The sequence below is a fragment of the Catellatospora sp. NPDC049133 genome, from assembly GCF_040648455.1.
In the GTDB taxonomy this organism is placed as follows: domain Bacteria; phylum Actinomycetota; class Actinomycetes; order Mycobacteriales; family Micromonosporaceae; genus Catellatospora; species Catellatospora aurea.
Genome location: NZ_JBEZDT010000012.1, coordinates 120,149 through 137,181 on the forward strand (window position 1 = coordinate 120,149; position 17,033 = coordinate 137,181).

15 protein-coding genes and 1 pseudogene are annotated in these 17,033 nt (G+C 71.1%); 14 read left to right on the forward strand and 2 right to left on the reverse strand.

What is annotated here, in order from left to right:
• Positions 1-210 precede the first annotated feature (210 nt).
• The 14 genes and pseudogenes from ftsZ to dnaE all read left to right on the forward strand — a co-directional run bounded on the left by ftsZ (position 211) and on the right by dnaE (position 16,059).
• The gene (ftsZ, locus tag AB0B35_RS16115) at positions 211-1,323 is read left to right on the forward strand and encodes a cell division protein FtsZ (protein WP_360539740.1); all 1,113 of its coding nucleotides are present in this window, start codon (positions 211-213) and stop codon (positions 1,321-1,323) included.
• Positions 1,324-1,507: 184 nt separating this feature from the next.
• Positions 1,508-2,251 (forward strand): YggS family pyridoxal phosphate-dependent enzyme, encoded by a 744-nt coding sequence (locus AB0B35_RS16120; protein WP_361045867.1) that lies wholly within the window; start codon positions 1,508-1,510, stop codon positions 2,249-2,251.
• 166 nt (positions 2,252-2,417) lie between these two features.
• Positions 2,418-3,191, forward strand: coding sequence for a cell division protein SepF (gene sepF / locus AB0B35_RS16125; protein ID WP_361045701.1), 774 nt, complete (start codon positions 2,418-2,420; stop codon positions 3,189-3,191).
• Positions 3,192-3,215: 24 nt separating this feature from the next.
• Positions 3,216-3,506, forward strand: a complete 291-nt coding sequence (locus tag AB0B35_RS16130; RefSeq protein WP_360539736.1) for a YggT family protein — start codon at positions 3,216-3,218, stop codon at positions 3,504-3,506.
• Between the two features lie 62 nt (positions 3,507-3,568).
• Entirely contained in the window at positions 3,569-4,348 is a 780-nt protein-coding gene (locus AB0B35_RS16135) for a DivIVA domain-containing protein (protein WP_120316109.1), read from the forward strand.
• 353 nt (positions 4,349-4,701) lie between these two features.
• Complete coding sequence (locus tag AB0B35_RS16140) at positions 4,702-5,364, forward strand: hypothetical protein (protein ID WP_361045703.1); 663 nt, start codon at positions 4,702-4,704, stop codon at positions 5,362-5,364.
• A 262-nt stretch (positions 5,365-5,626) separates the two neighbouring features.
• Positions 5,627-5,923, forward strand: a complete 297-nt coding sequence (locus AB0B35_RS16145) for a DUF167 domain-containing protein (RefSeq protein WP_361045705.1) — start codon at positions 5,627-5,629, stop codon at positions 5,921-5,923.
• Positions 5,920-7,416: a potassium/proton antiporter gene (locus tag AB0B35_RS16150; RefSeq protein WP_361045707.1), complete on the forward strand. Its 1,497-nt coding sequence runs from the start codon at positions 5,920-5,922 to the stop codon at positions 7,414-7,416. The genes AB0B35_RS16145 and AB0B35_RS16150 overlap by 4 nt, the downstream gene beginning before the upstream one ends.
• Before the next feature lie 582 nt (positions 7,417-7,998).
• Positions 7,999-8,433, forward strand: coding sequence for a TraR/DksA family transcriptional regulator (locus AB0B35_RS16155; RefSeq protein WP_203688058.1), 435 nt, complete (start codon positions 7,999-8,001; stop codon positions 8,431-8,433).
• A gap of 33 nt (positions 8,434-8,466) precedes the next feature.
• Positions 8,467-9,150, forward strand: a complete 684-nt coding sequence (gene lspA, locus AB0B35_RS16160) for a signal peptidase II (protein WP_361045709.1) — start codon at positions 8,467-8,469, stop codon at positions 9,148-9,150.
• Complete coding sequence (locus tag AB0B35_RS16165) at positions 9,144-10,082, forward strand: RluA family pseudouridine synthase (protein ID WP_361045711.1); 939 nt, start codon at positions 9,144-9,146, stop codon at positions 10,080-10,082. Before lspA ends, AB0B35_RS16165 begins: the two co-directional genes overlap by 7 nt.
• 45 nt (positions 10,083-10,127) lie before the next feature.
• Positions 10,128-11,165, forward strand: a complete 1,038-nt coding sequence (locus AB0B35_RS16170; RefSeq protein ID WP_361045713.1) for a hypothetical protein — start codon at positions 10,128-10,130, stop codon at positions 11,163-11,165.
• Between the two features lie 298 nt (positions 11,166-11,463).
• Positions 11,464-12,432, forward strand: a pseudogene (locus tag AB0B35_RS16175) (AAA family ATPase); the annotation flags it as partial.
• A 90-nt stretch (positions 12,433-12,522) separates the two neighbouring features.
• Positions 12,523-16,059: a DNA polymerase III subunit alpha gene (dnaE, locus tag AB0B35_RS16180; protein WP_361045715.1), complete on the forward strand. Its 3,537-nt coding sequence runs from the start codon at positions 12,523-12,525 to the stop codon at positions 16,057-16,059.
• 123 nt (positions 16,060-16,182) lie between these two features.
• Here the strand turns inward: dnaE and AB0B35_RS16185 are convergent, their stop codons facing one another.
• Together AB0B35_RS16185 and AB0B35_RS16190 are read right to left on the reverse strand one after the other, a co-directional pair.
• Complete coding sequence (locus AB0B35_RS16185; protein WP_361045717.1) at positions 16,183-16,566, reverse strand: hypothetical protein; 384 nt, start codon at positions 16,564-16,566, stop codon at positions 16,183-16,185.
• Entirely contained in the window at positions 16,559-16,987 is a 429-nt protein-coding gene (locus AB0B35_RS16190; protein WP_361045719.1) for a YbaB/EbfC family nucleoid-associated protein, read from the reverse strand. Before AB0B35_RS16190 ends, AB0B35_RS16185 begins: the two co-directional genes overlap by 8 nt.
• Positions 16,988-17,033 lie beyond the last annotated feature (46 nt).

Below are 17,033 nucleotides of genomic sequence, written 5' to 3' on the forward strand. Positions count from 1 at the left end.
CCTTGGATCACAGCGTGCCGACGCTTACGTTTCCGTACAAGACAATGATTGACATAACCGTAAGGCTCTAGTAGAGGTTTAGGGTTCCCGCCCCGAACCGATGCCGGAGCGGCAGTGACCGGAGGTCCGCCTCCGCCGCTGCGGCAAGCTAGGCCGGGTGGGGGTGTTGCCCTCGCCCTTGTGGCACAAGAGCCTCGAAGGAAGGGTCCGATGACACCTCCGCACAATTACCTCGCGGTCATCAAGGTCGTCGGCATCGGCGGCGGTGGCGTCAATGCCGTCAACCGCATGATCGAGGTCGGCCTCAAGGGCGTGGAGTTCATCGCCATCAACACCGACGCGCAGGCGCTGCTGATGAGCGACGCCGACGTCAAGCTCGACGTGGGCCGCGAGCTGACCCGGGGCCTGGGCGCCGGGGCCAACCCGGACGTCGGCAAGAACGCCGCCGAGGACCACCGCGACGAGATCGAGGAGGTGCTCAAGGGTGCCGACATGGTCTTCGTCACCTGCGGCGAGGGCGGCGGCACCGGCACCGGCGGCGCGCCCGTGGTGGCCAACATCGCCCGCAAGCTCGGCGCGCTGACCATCGGCGTGGTGACCCGGCCGTTCTCCTTCGAGGGCAAGCGCCGCCAGGTGCAGGCCGAGTCCGGGATCGAGGAGCTGCGCAACCAGTGCGACACGCTCATCGTCATCCCCAACGACCGGCTGCTGGCGCTCGGCGACCGCGGCATCACCATGATGGACGCGTTCCGCCAGGCCGACCAGGTGCTGCTCTCCGGTGTCCAGGGCATCACCGACCTGATCACCACGCCGGGTCTGATCAACCTCGACTTCGCCGACGTGAAGAGCGTCATGAGCGGCGCGGGCAGCGCGCTGATGGGCATCGGCAGCGCCCGCGGCGACAACCGCGCGGTCGAGGCGGCCGAGCGCGCCATCTCCAGCCCGCTGCTGGAGCAGAGCATGGACGGCGCGCGCGGTGTCCTGCTGTCCATCGCGGGCGGCTCCGACCTGGGCCTGTTCGAGATCAACGACGCGGCGCAGCTGGTCACCGACGCGGCCCACCCGGACGCGAACATCATCTTCGGCGCGGTGATCGACGACGCGCTCGGCGACGAGGTGCGGGTGACCGTGATCGCGGCCGGCTTCGACGGCGGCTCGCCGTCGTACAAGCCGGTGGAGATCCCGCGCAAGGTCACCCCGCCGGTGGAGGCGCCGACGCTGCGCCACCCGACGCCGACCAACAGCACTCCGCCCGCGCAGTCGCAGCGCAAGGTGCTGTTCGACGACGTGGACGTGCCGGACTTCCTGAAGAACGGTTCTTGATTCCAGAAGGTCGCGGACCGCACCAAGGTCATTCGACTTGCCTGGCACCTGGCCGAAAGTGGGCTCAAGATACGCACAGGTGCCTGGCAAGTCCGATGATCGAGGGCGAGCGGCTCTCTGTGATCGAAGCTCCGGCCATGCGGTATGAACGGCATGACCGGAGCTTCCTTCGTACCTGGAGTGGATCTTGACTGACGAGCAGCGGCGCGAGCAGATCGCGGCGAACCTGGCCGCCGTGCGCGAGCGCATCGCGGCGGCCGCCGCGCGGGCCGGACGCGCCCCGCAGGAGATCACCCTGGTCGCGGTCACCAAGACCTACCCCGCCGCCGACGTGCTGCACCTGGCCGCGCTCGGCGTGGCCGACGTGGGGGAGAACCGCGACCAGGAGGCCGCCCCCAAGGCCGCGCAGACCGCCGCCGCAGGGGTGGACCTGCGCTGGCACTTCATCGGGCAGCTGCAGCGGAACAAGGCCCGCTCCGTGGCCTCGTACGCGGCGATGGTGCACTCGGTCGACTCGGTGCGGCTGGCGGCGGCGCTGGGGGCCGCGGCGGCACGGGCCGCCGAGCAGGGCCGGCCGGGGCCGCTCGACGCGCTGGTGCAGATCAGTGTGGACGGTGACCCGGACCGGGGCGGGGCGCTGCCCACCGGTGACGATCCCGACCGGGCGCTGAGACGTGTCGCGGACGCGATAGCCGCCGACCCGGCGCTGCGGCTGCGCGGCGTGATGGCGGTGGCGCCGCTGGACTGGGCGCCCGAGCGCGCCTTCGCCGAGGTGGCCCGGTGCGCCGCGCTGATCCGGGCGGCACATCCTGATGCGACGGTGGTGTCCGCGGGCATGAGCGACGATCTCGACGAGGCCGTGGCGTGCGGCGCGACACATGTGCGCATCGGCAGCGCAATTCTCGGAATGCGACCACCCCTGCGGTAGCCTGGCGGCTGCACCGAAATTACACGAGTGTGGTTAACCCACGTGAGTGAAGATGAAGTGCTGCAGGCACTGGCTTCGTGGCGGGCTTTGATGGAGAGCTGGTGTCTGCGCGAGAGCGGCACAGGCACGGGGGTTTGTGCCGCACGGCGGACGGAGGGGCGCGGCAATGGGCGCACTGCGGAAGGCGGGTGTCTGGCTCGGGCTGGTCGAGGACGATGACGAGCACGAGTACGACGAGCCTGCCTACGACAAGGGTTATTCCTCCGGTTACCGCGACCGCGGGGGTCGCCGCGGCGACCGGGCGGAGGACCGCTACTCGCGTGACGGGGGCCGGTACAACGACGACTTCGAGGACGACGACGACCTCGACGAGGTGCCGTCGGTGCCGCGTACCCGGATGGCGGCCGACCGCAGCGGTTCGGCCCGGCTGGAGGCCGCCCGCGAGTCGGCCCGGGCGGAGGCCACCCGGCTGAACGTGGAGGCGCGCCTGGAGGCGGCGCGGGCCGAGCGGGCCACGGTCCGCCCGATCACCCGGCCGCTGACCGCGGCCCCGGCCACGGCGTCGGCGACGGGTGGCACCACCGCGGTGCGCGACAACCTGGCGCTGGCGCCCCAGGTGCAGCCGCAGCAGCGGGTGGCGGCGACGGCCGAGGACGACCGGCGGCCGCAGATCACCACGCTGCACCCCACCACGTACAACGAGGCGCGGCAGATCGGGGAGCGGTTCCGGGACGGCACGCCGGTGATCATGAACCTGACGGAGATGGACGAGGCGGACGCCAAGCGTCTGGTTGACTTCGCTGCGGGACTCGCATTCGGGTTGCGGGGTACGATCGAGCGCGTCACCAACCGGGTGTTCCTGCTCTCACCGGCCAACGTCCAGGTAACCGCCGAGGACAAGGCCAAGATCGCCGAGGGTGGGTACCTCAACCAGAGTTAGTCCTACCGAGGGACTCCGACTGTCGTGTTTTCGCCTGTGCTGCAGGTCGTGTACATCGCGATCTACGTGTTCTACCTGGTGCTCCTGGCCAGGTTCGTGATGGGGTACGTGCTCTCGTTCAGTCGGCGCTGGCAGCCGGCGCGGGGGTCGGCGGCCGCGCTCGAGGTGGTGTGGAGCGTCACTGATCCGCCTCTCAAAGCGTTGAGGCGTGTGATCCCACCGTTGCGCATTGGTACCGTGAGCATCGACCTGAGCTCCATCGTCCTGTTGATTATCCTTTTCGTGCTGATGTTTATCGTCGAGGGACTGCTCTGACGGGTGACCCCCATCCGTTCGAGCGTTCCTCAACGCGGCCGCGACTGACCCGAGGAGTTTCGATGCCGCTCACCCCGGCCGACGTGCACAACGTCGCCTTTAAAAAGCCTCCGATCGGCAAGCGGGGGTACGACGAGGAGGAGGTCGACGCCTTCCTCGATGAGGTCGAGCGCGAACTCGCCCGTTTGATCGAAGAGAACAGCGAACTGCGCATGCAGGTCGAGCGCGGCGGCGGTGGCCGCCCGGTCGGTCCCGGCGGCCCCGACCCGCGGCTGGCGGCGGAGCTGAACGAGATGAAGGCCCAGCTCGACCGCATGCAGCGCGACAAGTCCGCGGCCGAGCAGGCCGCCCGCGCCATGCAGAACGAGCTGGAGCAGCTGCGCGGCGGCGGCATGGCTGCCGCGGCGGCGATGTCCGGCCCCGAGGGCGAGCAGCAGGCCCTGCGCGTGCTGATGATGGCCCAGCGCACCGCCGACGACCACGTGTCCGACGCGCGTCGCGAGGCCGACAAGGTGCTGTCCGAGGCCCGTTCCAAGGCCGAGGAGGTCACCCGGGACGCCCGGGCGAAGGCCGACGCGCTGGAGCGCGACGCCCGCCAGCGCCACCAGGAGGCGATCAGCGGCCTGGACGCCAAGCGCACCGCGCTGCAGCAGCACATCGACACGCTCAAGCAGTTCGAGCGGGAGTACCGCACGCGCCTGAAGGCGTACCTGGAGAGCCAGCTGCGCGACCTGGAAGGCCGCGGCCAGAGCCTGGAGGCCGAGATCGGCCGCGAGGACCGTCCGGCCGGCGGTGGCCTGGCCGCCGCGGGCTCGGGTTCGGGCTCCTTCAACGGCCGCTGAGGCGGCTCGGCCACCGGGTGGCACGACCGGCGTCCCACGGGCGGTCCGTTTCGGCGGACCGCCGGGGCGCGGCCGGTCTCCCAGCGGCCTGAACCACACCGGTAACACCCCTCACGCACAGCCAGTGTCACCGCGGCAGCCTCACCCCTCGTAGCTGCCGTCGCACCGCAGATGGAAACGGGCCTGGGTGCCTCCGAGCCGTGAAACGGCTCGGCGCCCCGGGTTCGCCGGTGCGGGACCCTCCCGCGCCGGTAGCGAGACGGCGGGTTCGTGAGCGCTTCCCCCCGGGTGATGCCCAGGAGCGTGTCCCGGACCAGCCGAGACCTGGATCGCCGACGCGGCGGGGGTGAGCTGTGATAGTCGCAAGTCTGCTGCTCATCCTCGTTGCCGTTGTGCTGCTCGTGCTGGGGCTGACGGACGGATCGAGCGGGTTGCTCGTCGGTTCGATCGGCACCAGCCTGCTGGCCGCGGTCGCCCTCGTGGTGGGCGCACGCCAGGCTGCCGCCGCGCGTGCCGCGGCCGGGCTCCTCGACGATGACGAGGACGAGCAGTTCGACGGTGACGAGGATGACGAACCGGTCGGCCGGCGTGCCGGCGGCCGGGCTGTGGTGCCGCCCCGGGTTCCCGAACGGGACGACTGGGACGACGAGCCGGTGCGCCAGCCGGTGCTCGGCCGCACCGACACCGAACCGATGTCCGCCGGATACCAGCAGACCGAGGTCGTGCTGCCGGCGCAGGGCGCGGGCGGGCGGGCCGACGATTTCGACGACGAGGACCCGCCGGACGAGCCGGTGGCTCAGCGCGTGTCGCCGGCCGACGCGGCGCGGATCGCCCGGATGTCGGCGGACGTGCTCGTGATCGACGGCCGGCCGCGCTACCACGTGGCCGGGTGCGTGCACCTGCTGGGACGGCCGTACGAGCCGCTGCCGGTGTCCGAGGCCGTCGACCTGGGCTTCAGCCCCTGCGGCCTCTGCGAGCCGGACAGCGCGCTGCTGGCCGACGCGCGCCGGGTTTGACCGGGAGCGGATCCTCGCCTTCGCTTCGGGATTATGTACGATATTCAGGCCCGGTCGACGATAACCAAGTCGGCCGGGCCTACCGCCGGGCTGGCGGGAAGTCAGGTCTGTGGAGCTTGTGTAAGACCGATGGGCGGCATGCCGTCCCTCGCTGGAAACCCAGGTCGGCAACGGGCTGTGAAGCAGAAAGCTCAACCCGCGAGGGAAGAATCCCTCGGCTGCAGCTGGGGGAGATGTCAAGGCGCGTGATCGGTCCTCGTCGGTGACGGAATCCGCGGTCGTCGCGGTCCGGGTCAAGCCGGGCGCGGGCCGGACCAGGGTAGGTGGCACCTACCCTGGCCCGCACGGCACCGCCCTGGTCGTGGCGGTGCAGGCCCCTGCGGTCGACGGCCGGGCGACCGAGGCGGCCCGCCGGGCCCTGGCCGAGGCGCTCGGCCTGCCCGCGGCCACGGTGTCGCTGCGCACCGGCCTGGCGAGCCGCGACAAGCTCTTCCTGATCGAGACGCCGCCCGCCGACCTGGCGGACCGCCTGGCCGCGCTGCGCGAGGCGGCTCGGTGATCGCGCACCTCGACATGGCCCTGCTGATCGGGGCCGCGGTGCTGCTCGTCGCGGTGGCCGCCGTGCGCTGGTCCACCCGCCTGGGCGTGCCCAGTCTGCTCGTCTACCTGGCCATCGGCGTGGTGCTGGGGTCGGTGTTCGGCCTGCGCTTCGACGACGCCGAACTGGTGCGGCTGCTGGGCACCTGCGCCCTGGTGCTGATCATCGCGGAGGGGGGCCTCACCGCCCGCTGGACCACGCTGCGACCGGTGCTGGGGCTGGCCGCCACGCTGGCCACGCTGGGCGTGCTGGTGAGCGTGGTGATGGTCACCGTGGTCGGCCACTTCCTGCTCGGCTGGGACTGGCGTACGGCGGCCCTGATCGGCGCGGTGCTGTCGTCCACCGATGCCGCTGCCGTGTTCTCGACGCTGCGCCGGCTGCGGCTGCGCCCCCGGCTGGTCGCCACGCTGGAGGCGGAGTCGGGCATGAACGACGCCCCCGTGGTGCTGCTGGTGATCCTGCTGTCGAGCCCGGCGGGCATCGGGCCGTGGTGGCAGGAGGCGCTGTTCATCGCGTACGAGTTGGCGGTCGGCGCGGTGATCGGCCTGCTGGTCGGGGTGGTGGGCCGGGAGCTGATGCGCCGGGCCGCGCTGCCCGCCGCCGGCCTGTACCCGCTGGCCGCGGTCGGCCTGACCGTGCTGGCGTACGCCGGCGGGGCGGTCGTGCACGCCTCGGGCTTCCTGGCCGTCTACGCCGCCGGGGTGGTCCTCGGCAACTCCCGCCTGCCGCACCGCCAGGCGATCCTCGGCTTCGCGGACGGTCTGGCGTGGCTGTCCCAGATCGGCCTGTTCGTCCTGCTCGGCCTGCTGGTGTCGCCGCCGGGCCTGGTCCAGATGCTGGTGCCCGCGGTGCTGGCCGGGGTGGTGCTGACCTTCGTCGCCCGCCCGATGTCCGTGCTGGCCAGCGCGACGCCGTTCGGGGTGGGCTGGCGGGAGCAGTTGTTCCTGTCCTGGGCGGGGCTGCGCGGCGCGGTGCCGATCGTGCTGGCGACCATCCCGCTGGCGCAGGGGGTGCCGGGCGCCGAGGCGCTGTTCAACATCGTGTTCGTGCTGGTGGTGGTGTTCACCATGGTGCAGGCGGGCACCCTGCCCGCGGTGGCGGTCCGGCTGGGGGTGACCGCGCCGGGGGAGGCGACCGAGCTGCGGGTGGAGACCGCCCCGCTGGACCGGATGCACGCCGAGCTGCTGCAGATCGAGGTGCCGCCCGGGTCGGGCCTGGCCGGGGTGCATCTCGACGAGTTGCGGCTGCCGGTGGGCGCGTCGGTGACGCTGGTGCTGCGCGACGGTGCCGGGTTCGTGCCCGACCGCGACACACGGTTGCGAATGGGTGACAGTCTGCTTATTGTCGCCACCGAATCGGTACGCGACGAAGCCGAACGTCGGCTGCGGGCGGTGAGTCGGCGCGGCCGGCTGGCCCACTGGTTCGGAGAGGACGGCAGGGAACACGGGGACTAGGTGATATTGTCCCTTTTGCCAAATTCACCAGAAAGGGACGGTCACGCGGCAATGTCCGGCATGACCGCGATGATCCGTGCCTTTCCTGCGGATACTTCGGATGATTCCGGGGTACTGACAGGAATTCGGCAGGCAGTGCGTGGCATGTTTGTGGACCGTCCATACGTTCCGTATTCTTGCCAGCCTATTGGAGTGCGCGGCGTGAGCCGCGCGCCCGTTTTGCATCTGGGGGACGCCATGGCCGAGAGGGCAGGCGGGAGCAAGACCGGAGCGGCGGCGAAGAAGGCCGTCGCGAAGACCACCGCGGCGCCGAAACGCTCCGTGAAGACAGTGGCCGCGGGGGCGGCCACGGCTAAGGGGGAGACGGTGACGGCTACCTCAGACACCACTGCCCGCAAGCGCGCGGCCGGCCCGGCCGCGCCCGAGCGGAAGACGGCGGCCAAGCCCGCCGCGGCGGCCGCCGACGCCAAGAAGTCGGCGAGCGCCACCCCGACCACCCGGCGGCGTGCCGCCGGGACGGAAGAGAATCCCCCTGCCCAGGCAACGCCGAGCGCCGCCACGTCCGCGGCCGAGGGAGCGACCATGGTCAAACCTGCCGAGTCCAAGACCGCCAGCCGTACGGCCGCCAAGGCGACCACGGTGAAGAAGGGTGATCGCAGCGCCGCGGAGACCGAGAAGATCCGCCTGGCGCTCACCGCGCGCCGCGACGAGCTGCAGGAGGAGTACGACCACACGCTCGTCGAGATCGCGGAGCTGCAGCGCGACCGGCTCACCGACTCGGCCGGCGACGACCAGGCCGACACCGGCACCAAGACGTTCGAGCGCGAGCAGGAGATCACCCTCGCGAACAACATCCTGGAGCGGATCACCCAGGTGGAGCGCGCACTGGAGCGCCTCGACGAGGGCAGCTACGGGTGGTGCGAGAAGTGCGGCAACCCCATCCCGGTGGAGCGGCTGGCCGCGTTCCCGTCGGCCACCCTGTGCGTGACCTGCAAGCAGCTGGAAGAGCGCCGCTAGGGCCCGGTTGCCGGCCGGCCGGGCCGACCCGGCATGATCGTACGAAGGGCGCGCCCGCGCCGTGACTTGGGGAGTGTGTCGGTGGACCAGGAAAGCGAACGGGAACCGGAGCACTCCCCACGTCAGATCGGCCGCGGCACCGCGTTGTCGATCCTCGTGGGCATGGCCGGGTTCGCGATCGTGCTGGACCTGGTCACCAAGGAGTGGGCGACGAAGCTGGACCCGCACGAGCCGATCAGGCTGCTCGGCGGCGCGGTCTACATGTCGCTGACCCGCAACAGCGGGGCGGCGTTCAGTCTCCTGGAAGACCACACCTACATCTTCCCGATCATCGCGGTGGTCGTGCTCGGCGCGCTCGGCTTCATGGCGCGGCGGCTGCGGTCGCTGCCCTGGGCGATCGCGCTCGGCATGATCTTCGGCGGCGTGTTCGGCAACCTGGTCGACCGCATCTTCCGGGCCCCGGCCCCGTTCCACGGGCACGTGGTCGACTTCATCAGCGTGTTCGACGCGCACGGCCGGGCCTTCCCGATCTTCAACGTCGCGGACATGGCGCTGGTCGGTGGCGTGAGCCTGGCGATCCTGCTGGAGCTGCAGGGCCGCCAGCGTGACGGCAGCCGCATCACGTCCGAGAAGAACACCGACACCGACGACGAGCCCGCGCCTGGCGACGCCCCGTCGGCCGCCGTCGGCTCCGAGCGCGGGTCCCAGGCATGGTGACCAGGGGCGAGACCCGCTCCCTGCCGGTCCCGGACGGGCTGGACGGGATGCGGCTGGACCAGGCGGTGTCCCGGCTGTTCGGGCTGTCGCGCACCGCGGCGGCCACGCTGGTCGAATCCGGTGACGCCACCGTCGACGGGGTGCCCCGCGGCAAGTCCGACAAGGTCACCGGCGGCAGCTGGCTGGAGGTGACCCTGCCCGCCCCGCCCACGGCCCCCGCCGTGGTCGCCGAGCGGGTCGACGGCCTGCGGATCATCCACAGCGACGACGACATCGTCGTGGTGGACAAGCCCGTCGGCGTCGCGGCCCACCCCAGCCCCGGCTGGACCGGCCCGACCGTGATCGGCGGCCTGGCCGCGATGGGTCAGACCGTCGCCACCAGCGGCGCGGCCGAGCGGCAGGGCGTGGTGCACCGGCTCGACGTGGGCACCACCGGCCTCATGGTCGTCGCCAAGAGCGAGTCCGCGTACAGCGCGCTGAAGTGGGCCTTCAAGCACCGTGAGGTGGACAAGCGCTACCACGCCGTGGTGCAGGGCCACCTCGACCCGCTACGGGGCACGGTCGACGCCCCCATCGACCGGCACCCCACGCACGACTGGAAGTTCGCCGTGATGTCGGGCGGCAAGCCCAGCATCACGCACTACGACACGCTGGAGGCCTTCCCCTCCGCCAGCCTCGTCGACATCAGACTGGAGACCGGGCGCACCCATCAGATCCGGGTGCACTTCTCCGCTCTGCGGCACCCCTGCGTAGGCGACACCACCTACGGCGCCGACCCCACGCTCTCCGCCCGCCTCGGCCTGCACCGGCAGTGGCTGCACGCGCGTGAGCTGAGTTTCATCCACCCCGGCACCGGACAAGACGTCCGGTTCGTCAGCGAGTACCCGCCAGATCTCGCGCAGGCGCTCGCGCTGCTGCGCGAGGCTGGTTGACACGCGCTCGCGCCCCCGCGCGAGGCCGGATGAAGGGAACGCCGGATGCGCCCGCAAAGGTTCCTGCGGCATCTGGATCAGGTGATAGTGCCACGGCTCGCGGGCGGCTTCGTCCGCATCGCGCGCGGACGGCTGCGGTTGCGGCTGCTCACCGCGGCGGCGCTGGTCGGGGTCACCGGAGTGCTGTTGGCTGTGGTGTGGACCGCGCACCGCGGCACCACGGCCACCCCGGAGAGCACGCTCGGCGAGACCGTGCAGGTGGGCGTCGTGCAGGGGCAGTCGGTGCCGCTGTACGCCCGGCAGGCCCGCTCCGAGCTGGCCGGGCTGCTCAAGCGCCCCTCGGCCACTCCGATCGAGACGTACGCCCTGGTCAGCCTCAAGGCGTACCTTGCCCCCGAACGGCTCACGCCGGTGCTCGGCGGCGTGTCGGTGGTCGAGGTCTACGCCCGCGTGCCGCTGGCGAAGACGCAGACCGCGTCGGTACGCATCCCCGCCTTCAAGATCCCTGAAGACGTGGTGGCCGGCATGAAGCAGGTCGCCCGGCGCAAGGACGCCGACGCGGCGGACTTCCGGGGCCTGGCCGGCAAGCTGACCACCGCGGACGCGGAGGAGGAGCGCCTGCGCGGCACCTACCTGGGCGGCTCCGCGGTCGCCGAGGCCGAGGCCGAGGCCTACCGCACGGGCTGCACCTGCGTTTACGCGGCGGTGGTGCGGGCCACCCCGGCGGCGCTGGACCAGATCGCGTCCCGGCCCGAGGTACGCGCGGTGGACCCCGCGCCCGAGGTGCGGCGGCTGGACCGGGCGGTCTTCCTGCCCCCGCTGCCGGAGCAGGTCGGCCAGCTCGACCCGGCCGCCTCGGCCACACCCGCGGCCTCACCGAGCGCGTCGCCCAGTGCCTCGCCGAGCACCGAGCCGAGCGAGCGTCCCGGCGCGGAGCCGAGCGAGCCCAGCACCTCCACCCCGGCGTCGCCGCACGCGTCTCCGGTGGCCGAGACCAGCCCGTCCGAGGACGGCACGGTGCCGGCGTCCCCGGCGCACGCCCCGTCGGCGGCGGCCTCCGACGCGGGGGAGGCCGACCGGTGAGGTCCCCCGCGGGTGTCCGCACCCTGCATCGAGTGGCGTCGTTGAGCACGGGGAGACCCGGTTCGCAAGTGCTCTTCACCTCTTCTCGGCGGCAATCGGCCGACAGGGTCTGGAGGTGCGGGTGCCTGAACACATAGGGTGGTCAAGCTGGTGTCGGGGTGCGTAGCCTTGCACCGCGTTGATCATTGATCACTATGGCAGGGCGGGGAGGGCGCACACCGTGGAGCGCAACGGCCAGCGGGGCGACGGCCCCACGGCTTGGGGCCGACCCGGCGAGCTGACGCCCGCCGAGGCGACCTCACGCTGGCGGGTGCTGCTCGACCGGGCCCGCGCCGCGCCGCCGCGCGACCCGGCGCCCGTCGAACCGGCACCGGCCGGACCGGCCACCGCCGCGCCGAGCGGGCCCGCATACGGCGCGCCGGCCGGGCGGATCGAGTGGCGTCCCGCGGCCCGCGCCGACGACGTCGAGCACGCCGTCTCGGTGCTGCGCCGCGAGCTGGGCGGGCCGAAGGTGCTGGCGTTCGCCAACCCCAAGGGCGGGGTGCACAAGACCACCGCCACCGTGCTGGCCGCGGCCACCATCGGCAGTGTGCGCGGGCGCGGCGTGCTGGCCTGGGACGACAACGAGCTGCGCGGCACGCTCGGCCTGCGGGCCGGCAGCGCGCGGCACGCGCGCACCATCCGGCACCTGCTGGCGGACCTGCTGGAGATCGAGAACGCGCCGATCGGCGAGCTGAAGGACCGGCTGGACGACTACCTGCGCCACGCCTCCGACGGGTCGTACGACGTGCTGGCCGGCGAGGAGAACCCGCGCTTCGCCCAGCGCCTGGACCAGCACACCGTGCGCCGGGTGCTGGAGCTGCTGTGCCGCACCCACGATGTCGTCTGCGTGGACACCGGCAACAACGTGGAGAGCGCCAACTGGCAGACCGTGATCCGCGCCGCGGACCAGCTCGTCATCACGACGGTGCCGCGCGAGGACGCCGCGTTCACCGCCGACTGGATGATCGACCTGCTGCACGAGATCGGGCTGGGCAAGCTCGCGGAGAACGCGGTGACGCTGCTGTCCTGCGCCACCCCGGGCACCTCGCCGCTGCTGGAGGACCTGCGCAAGCACTTCGCCACGCGCACCCGTGCGGTGGTCGTGGTGCCCTTCGATCCGGCCCTGGAGACGGGCTCGTCGATCGAGTACGGCGCGCTCCAGCAGACCACGAAGCGGGCGTGGCTGAACGCGGCGTCGGCGATGCTGGAACCGTTCGCCCGGTGACGCCCGGCACCCGCCGAGCGGCGGGTGGAACGCGTCGGAGCGCAGGACTAGGCTGAGGCGTACCGTCGACTAGCTGGGGGTGGGTGCGCCGTGGGCGACTCTTTTGTGCATCTTCACGTGCACACGGAGTATTCGATGCTCGACGGCGCGGCCCGGTTGAAGGAGCTCTTCAAGGAGGCCAACCGCCTCCAGATGCCTGCCCTGGCGATGACCGACCACGGCAACATGTTCGGGGCGTACGACTTCTACAAGCAGGCCACGGCCGCGGGCATCAAGCCGATCATCGGCGTCGAGTCCTACGTCACCCCGAACACGCCCCGGCAGGAGCGCTCGCGGGTGCGCTGGGCCGACGGCGGGGAGAACGACGTCTCCGGCGGTGGCGCGTACACCCACATGACGATGCTGGCGGCGGACGCCGACGGCCTGCGCAACCTGTTCCGGATGCAGTCCAGGGCGAGCCTGGAGGGTTTCTTCTACAAGCCCCGGGCCGACCGGGAGCTGCTGCACGCGTACGGCAAGGGCGTCATCGCGACGACCGGCTGCCCCTCGGGTGAGATCCAGACCTGGCTGCGCATCGGCGACTTCGACAAGGCCGTGGCAGCGGCGGGCGAGTTCCAGGACATCTTCGGCAAGGAGAACTTCTACCTGGAGCTGATGGACCACGGCATCAGCATCGAGAAGGCGGCCCGGGAGGGGCTGGACCGGCTGCGCAAGCACATGAACCTCAAGCCGCTGGTGACCAACGACCTGCACTACACGTACGCCCAGGACGCCGACGCGCACGAGGTGCTGCTGTGCGTGCAGTCCGGCTCGACGATGGCCGACCCGAAGCGCTTCAAGTTCGACGCCCGCGACTTCTACCTCAAGTCGGCCGAGGAGATGCGCCGCCAGTGGGACGACCTGGTGCCGGGCGCGTGTGACAACACCCTGGAGATCGCCGAGCGGATCGGCGACTACAAGGAGGTGTTCGCGCACCGCAACCTGATGCCGTCGTTCCCGGTGCCGGAGGGCTACACCGAGGAGTCGTGGCTGCGCGCCGAGGTGCACCGGGGGCTGCGCGACCGGTTCCCGAACGGGGTCCCCGAGGACCGGCTGCGCCAGGCCGACTACGAGCTCGACGTCATCTGCAAGATGGGCTTCCCGGGCTACTTCCTGGTCACCGCCGACCTGTGCGAGTACGCGCGCAAGGAGGGCATCCGGGTGGGGCCGGGGCGTGGTTCGGCGGCCGGCGCGCTGATCGCGTACGCGCTGCGCATCACCGAACTCGACCCGATGTCGCACGGCCTGCTGTTCGAGCGCTTCCTGAACCCCGACCGCGTCTCCATGCCCGATATCGACATGGACTTCGACGAGCGGCGGCGCGGTGACATGATCCGCTACGCGACCCAGCGCTGGGGCGAGGAGCGGGTCGCGCAGATCATCACGTACGGCACCATCAAGGCCAAGGCCGCGATCAAGGACGCGGCCCGGGTGCTCGGCTACCCGTTCGCGGTCGGCGACAAGATCACCAAGGCGATGCCGCCCGCGGTGATGGGCAAGGACATCCCGCTGTCGGGCATCTTCGACAGCAACCACCCGCGCTACCCGGAGGCGGTGGAGTTCCGGGCGCTGTACGACACCGACCCCGACACCAAGAAGGTCGTCGACACCGCCAAGGGCATCGAGGGCCTCAAGCGCCAGTGGGGCGTGCACGCGGCGGGCGTGATCCTGTCCGGCGAGCCGCTGATGGACGTGCTGCCGATCCAGAAGCGCGAGCAGGACGGCGCCATCATCACCCAGTGGGACATGGGCGCCTGCGAGTCCATCGGCCTGCTCAAGATGGACTTCCTCGGCCTGCGCAACCTCACCGTGATGGACGACTGCCTGGAGGGCATCAAGTCCAACCGCGGCATCGACGTGGTGCTCGAAGAGCTGCCGCTGGAGGACAAGCCCACCTACGAGTTGCTGGCCCGCGGCGACACGCTGGGCGTGTTCCAGCTCGACGGCGGCCCGATGCGCGCGCTGCTGCGCTCGATGATCCCGGACGGCTTCGAGGACATCTCCGCCGTGCTGGCGCTCTACCGCCCCGGCCCGATGGGCGCGAACGCGCACAACGACTACGCCGACCGCAAGAACGGCCGCAAGCCGGTGGTGCCGATCCACCCCGAGCTGGCCGAGCCGCTGGAGCAGATCCTCGGCGACACCTACGGCCTGATCGTGTATCAGGAGCAGGTCATGGCCATCGCGCAGAAGCTGGCGGGCTACACGCTCGGCCAGGCCGACCTGCTGCGCCGCGCGATGGGCAAGAAGAAGAAGGAGATCCTCGACAAGGAGTACGTGCCCTTCTCCGGAGGCATGAAGGAGAACGGCTACTCCGACGCGGCGATCAAGACGCTGTGGGACATCCTGGTCCCGTTCTCCGACTACGCCTTCAACAAGGCGCACACCGCCGGCTACGGGCTCGTCTCCTTCTGGACCGCCTACCTCAAGGCCAACTACCCGGCCGAGTACATGGCGGCGCTGCTCACCTCCGTCGGCGACGACAAGGACAAGTCCGCGGTCTACCTGGCCGAGTGCCGCCGCATGGGCATCAAGGTGCTGCCGCCGGACGTCAACGCCTCCACCGCCCGGTTCACCCCGGTCGGCGACGAGATCCGCTTCGGTCTGGGCGCGGTGCGCAACGTCGGCGGCAACGTCGTCGAGGCGATCGTGCGCGCCCGCAAGGAGCAGGGCGCGTTCACCGACTTCTACGACTTCCTGCGCAAGGTCGACGCGGTCGCCTGCAACAAGCGCACCGTGGAGTCGCTGATCAAGGCTGGCGCGTTCGATTCGATGGAGCACCCGCGCAAGGGCCTGCTGTCGGTGCACGCCGACGCCATCGACTCGTTCATGAGCGTCAAGAAGAACGAGGCCATCGGCCAGTTCGACCTGTTCGGCTCGGCGTTCGCCGACACCGACTCGTCGGGCGCGGGCATGATCGTCACGCCGCCCATCCCGCCGGGCGAGTGGGACAAGACCGACCTGCTCGTCTTCGAGCGCGAGATGCTCGGCCTGTACGTCTCCGACCACCCGCTGTTCGGCTTGCAGCACGTGCTGAGCAAGGCCGCCGACATGTCGATCGCGGCGCTGAACGAGGAGGGCGGCGTCGCCGACGGGCAGATCGTCACCCTGGCCGGCATCCTCTCCGGGGTGCAGCGGCGCATCACCAAGCAGGGCAAGGCCTGGGCCTCGGCGACCCTGGAGGACCTGGACGGCGCGGTCGAGGTGCTGTTCTTCCCGAACACCTACGACCTGGTCGGGCAGTACATCGCCGAGGACGCCATCGTCGTGGTCAAGGGCCGCGCGGACCGCCGCGACGACCAGGCCAAGCTGATGGCGATGGACATGTCCATCCCGGACACCACCGTCACCGACGACAACGCCCGGCCGGTGGTGGTCGCGCTGCCCGCCAACCGGTGCACCCCGCCGCTGGTCGAGCGCCTGCGCGAGGTGCTGTCGACCCACCCCGGCAAGGCCGAGGTGCACGTGCGCCTCACCAACGGATCGAAGTCGTCGACCTACCGGCTCGGCCCGATGCGGGTCGCTCCGGTGCCCGCGCTCATGGCCGACCTCAAGGCGCTGCTCGGCCCGTCCGCCCTGGCGGGCTGACCGGGCCCGCCGCCCCCGGCCCGGCGTCGGCCTGGCACATGATCGCTGTTTCCGGTCACCACCTGCGGTCGTACCGCAGATCCTGACCGGAAACGGCGATCTTCGAGAGGCCGGAGGTCTGGGTCAGACCGGGATGTCGGGGTGGTGGTTGGCGGCCTGGTCGGTGCGTTTGGACACGGCCACGTCGGTGTCGGTGGTGACGGTGGCGGCCTGGGTTATGTTGGCGCCCATCGACTCCATGGCCGTGCCGACCTGCCGCCACAGCGCGAGGATGTTCGGCGCGATCTCGGAGTAGCCCTTGTCCAGGGCGTTGCCGACGTCGTCGGTGCCCCAGGGCTTGGCCTGCCCGGCCGAGTCGATGCTCGCGCCGGGGCCGTTGCGCAGCGCCGTCACGTCCTTGCCGGCCGCCGTCATCCGGCTGCCGGCGTCGCGGGCCAGGTCGAGGTCGAGATGCGTGCCGTCACCGCTGGGCCAGGCCATCGGGCGGATCGGGATCTCGTCACCCATCGCGCGGCTCCGGGCGGTAGTCCATGATGTCGTCGTGCCGCTTGAGCAGGTCGTTCATGTCATTGGTACGCAGGAACGACATCGCGCCCGATTCCGCCGGCATCACCTCGGCCATCAGCTGCGACACGCCCGCGCCCGCGGCGTCGGACGCCCGCGCGATCGTCTTCGTGATCTCCTCGGCGAGGCTCGAGGCACTGTAGGAGCGCAGCGCGGCGGGCTCCAGCTCCAGCTTGATCAGCCGGCCGCGGGCGTCGACCGACACCTTGATCAGGCCGTCGCGGGACTTCTCGGTCGCCCGGTAGGCCTTGAGCTTGGTCTGCAGGTCGCCCATGCCGTTGCGCAGCCGGGTGTACTGGTCGTGCACCTGTGCGAAGCGTTCCCGCAGCGCCGAGTTGGCGTCGCGATCGGAGCGTTGTGCCACGGCGGCTCCTCCCCTGGTACGGCCGGTGACGCCGACTCTAGCCCGG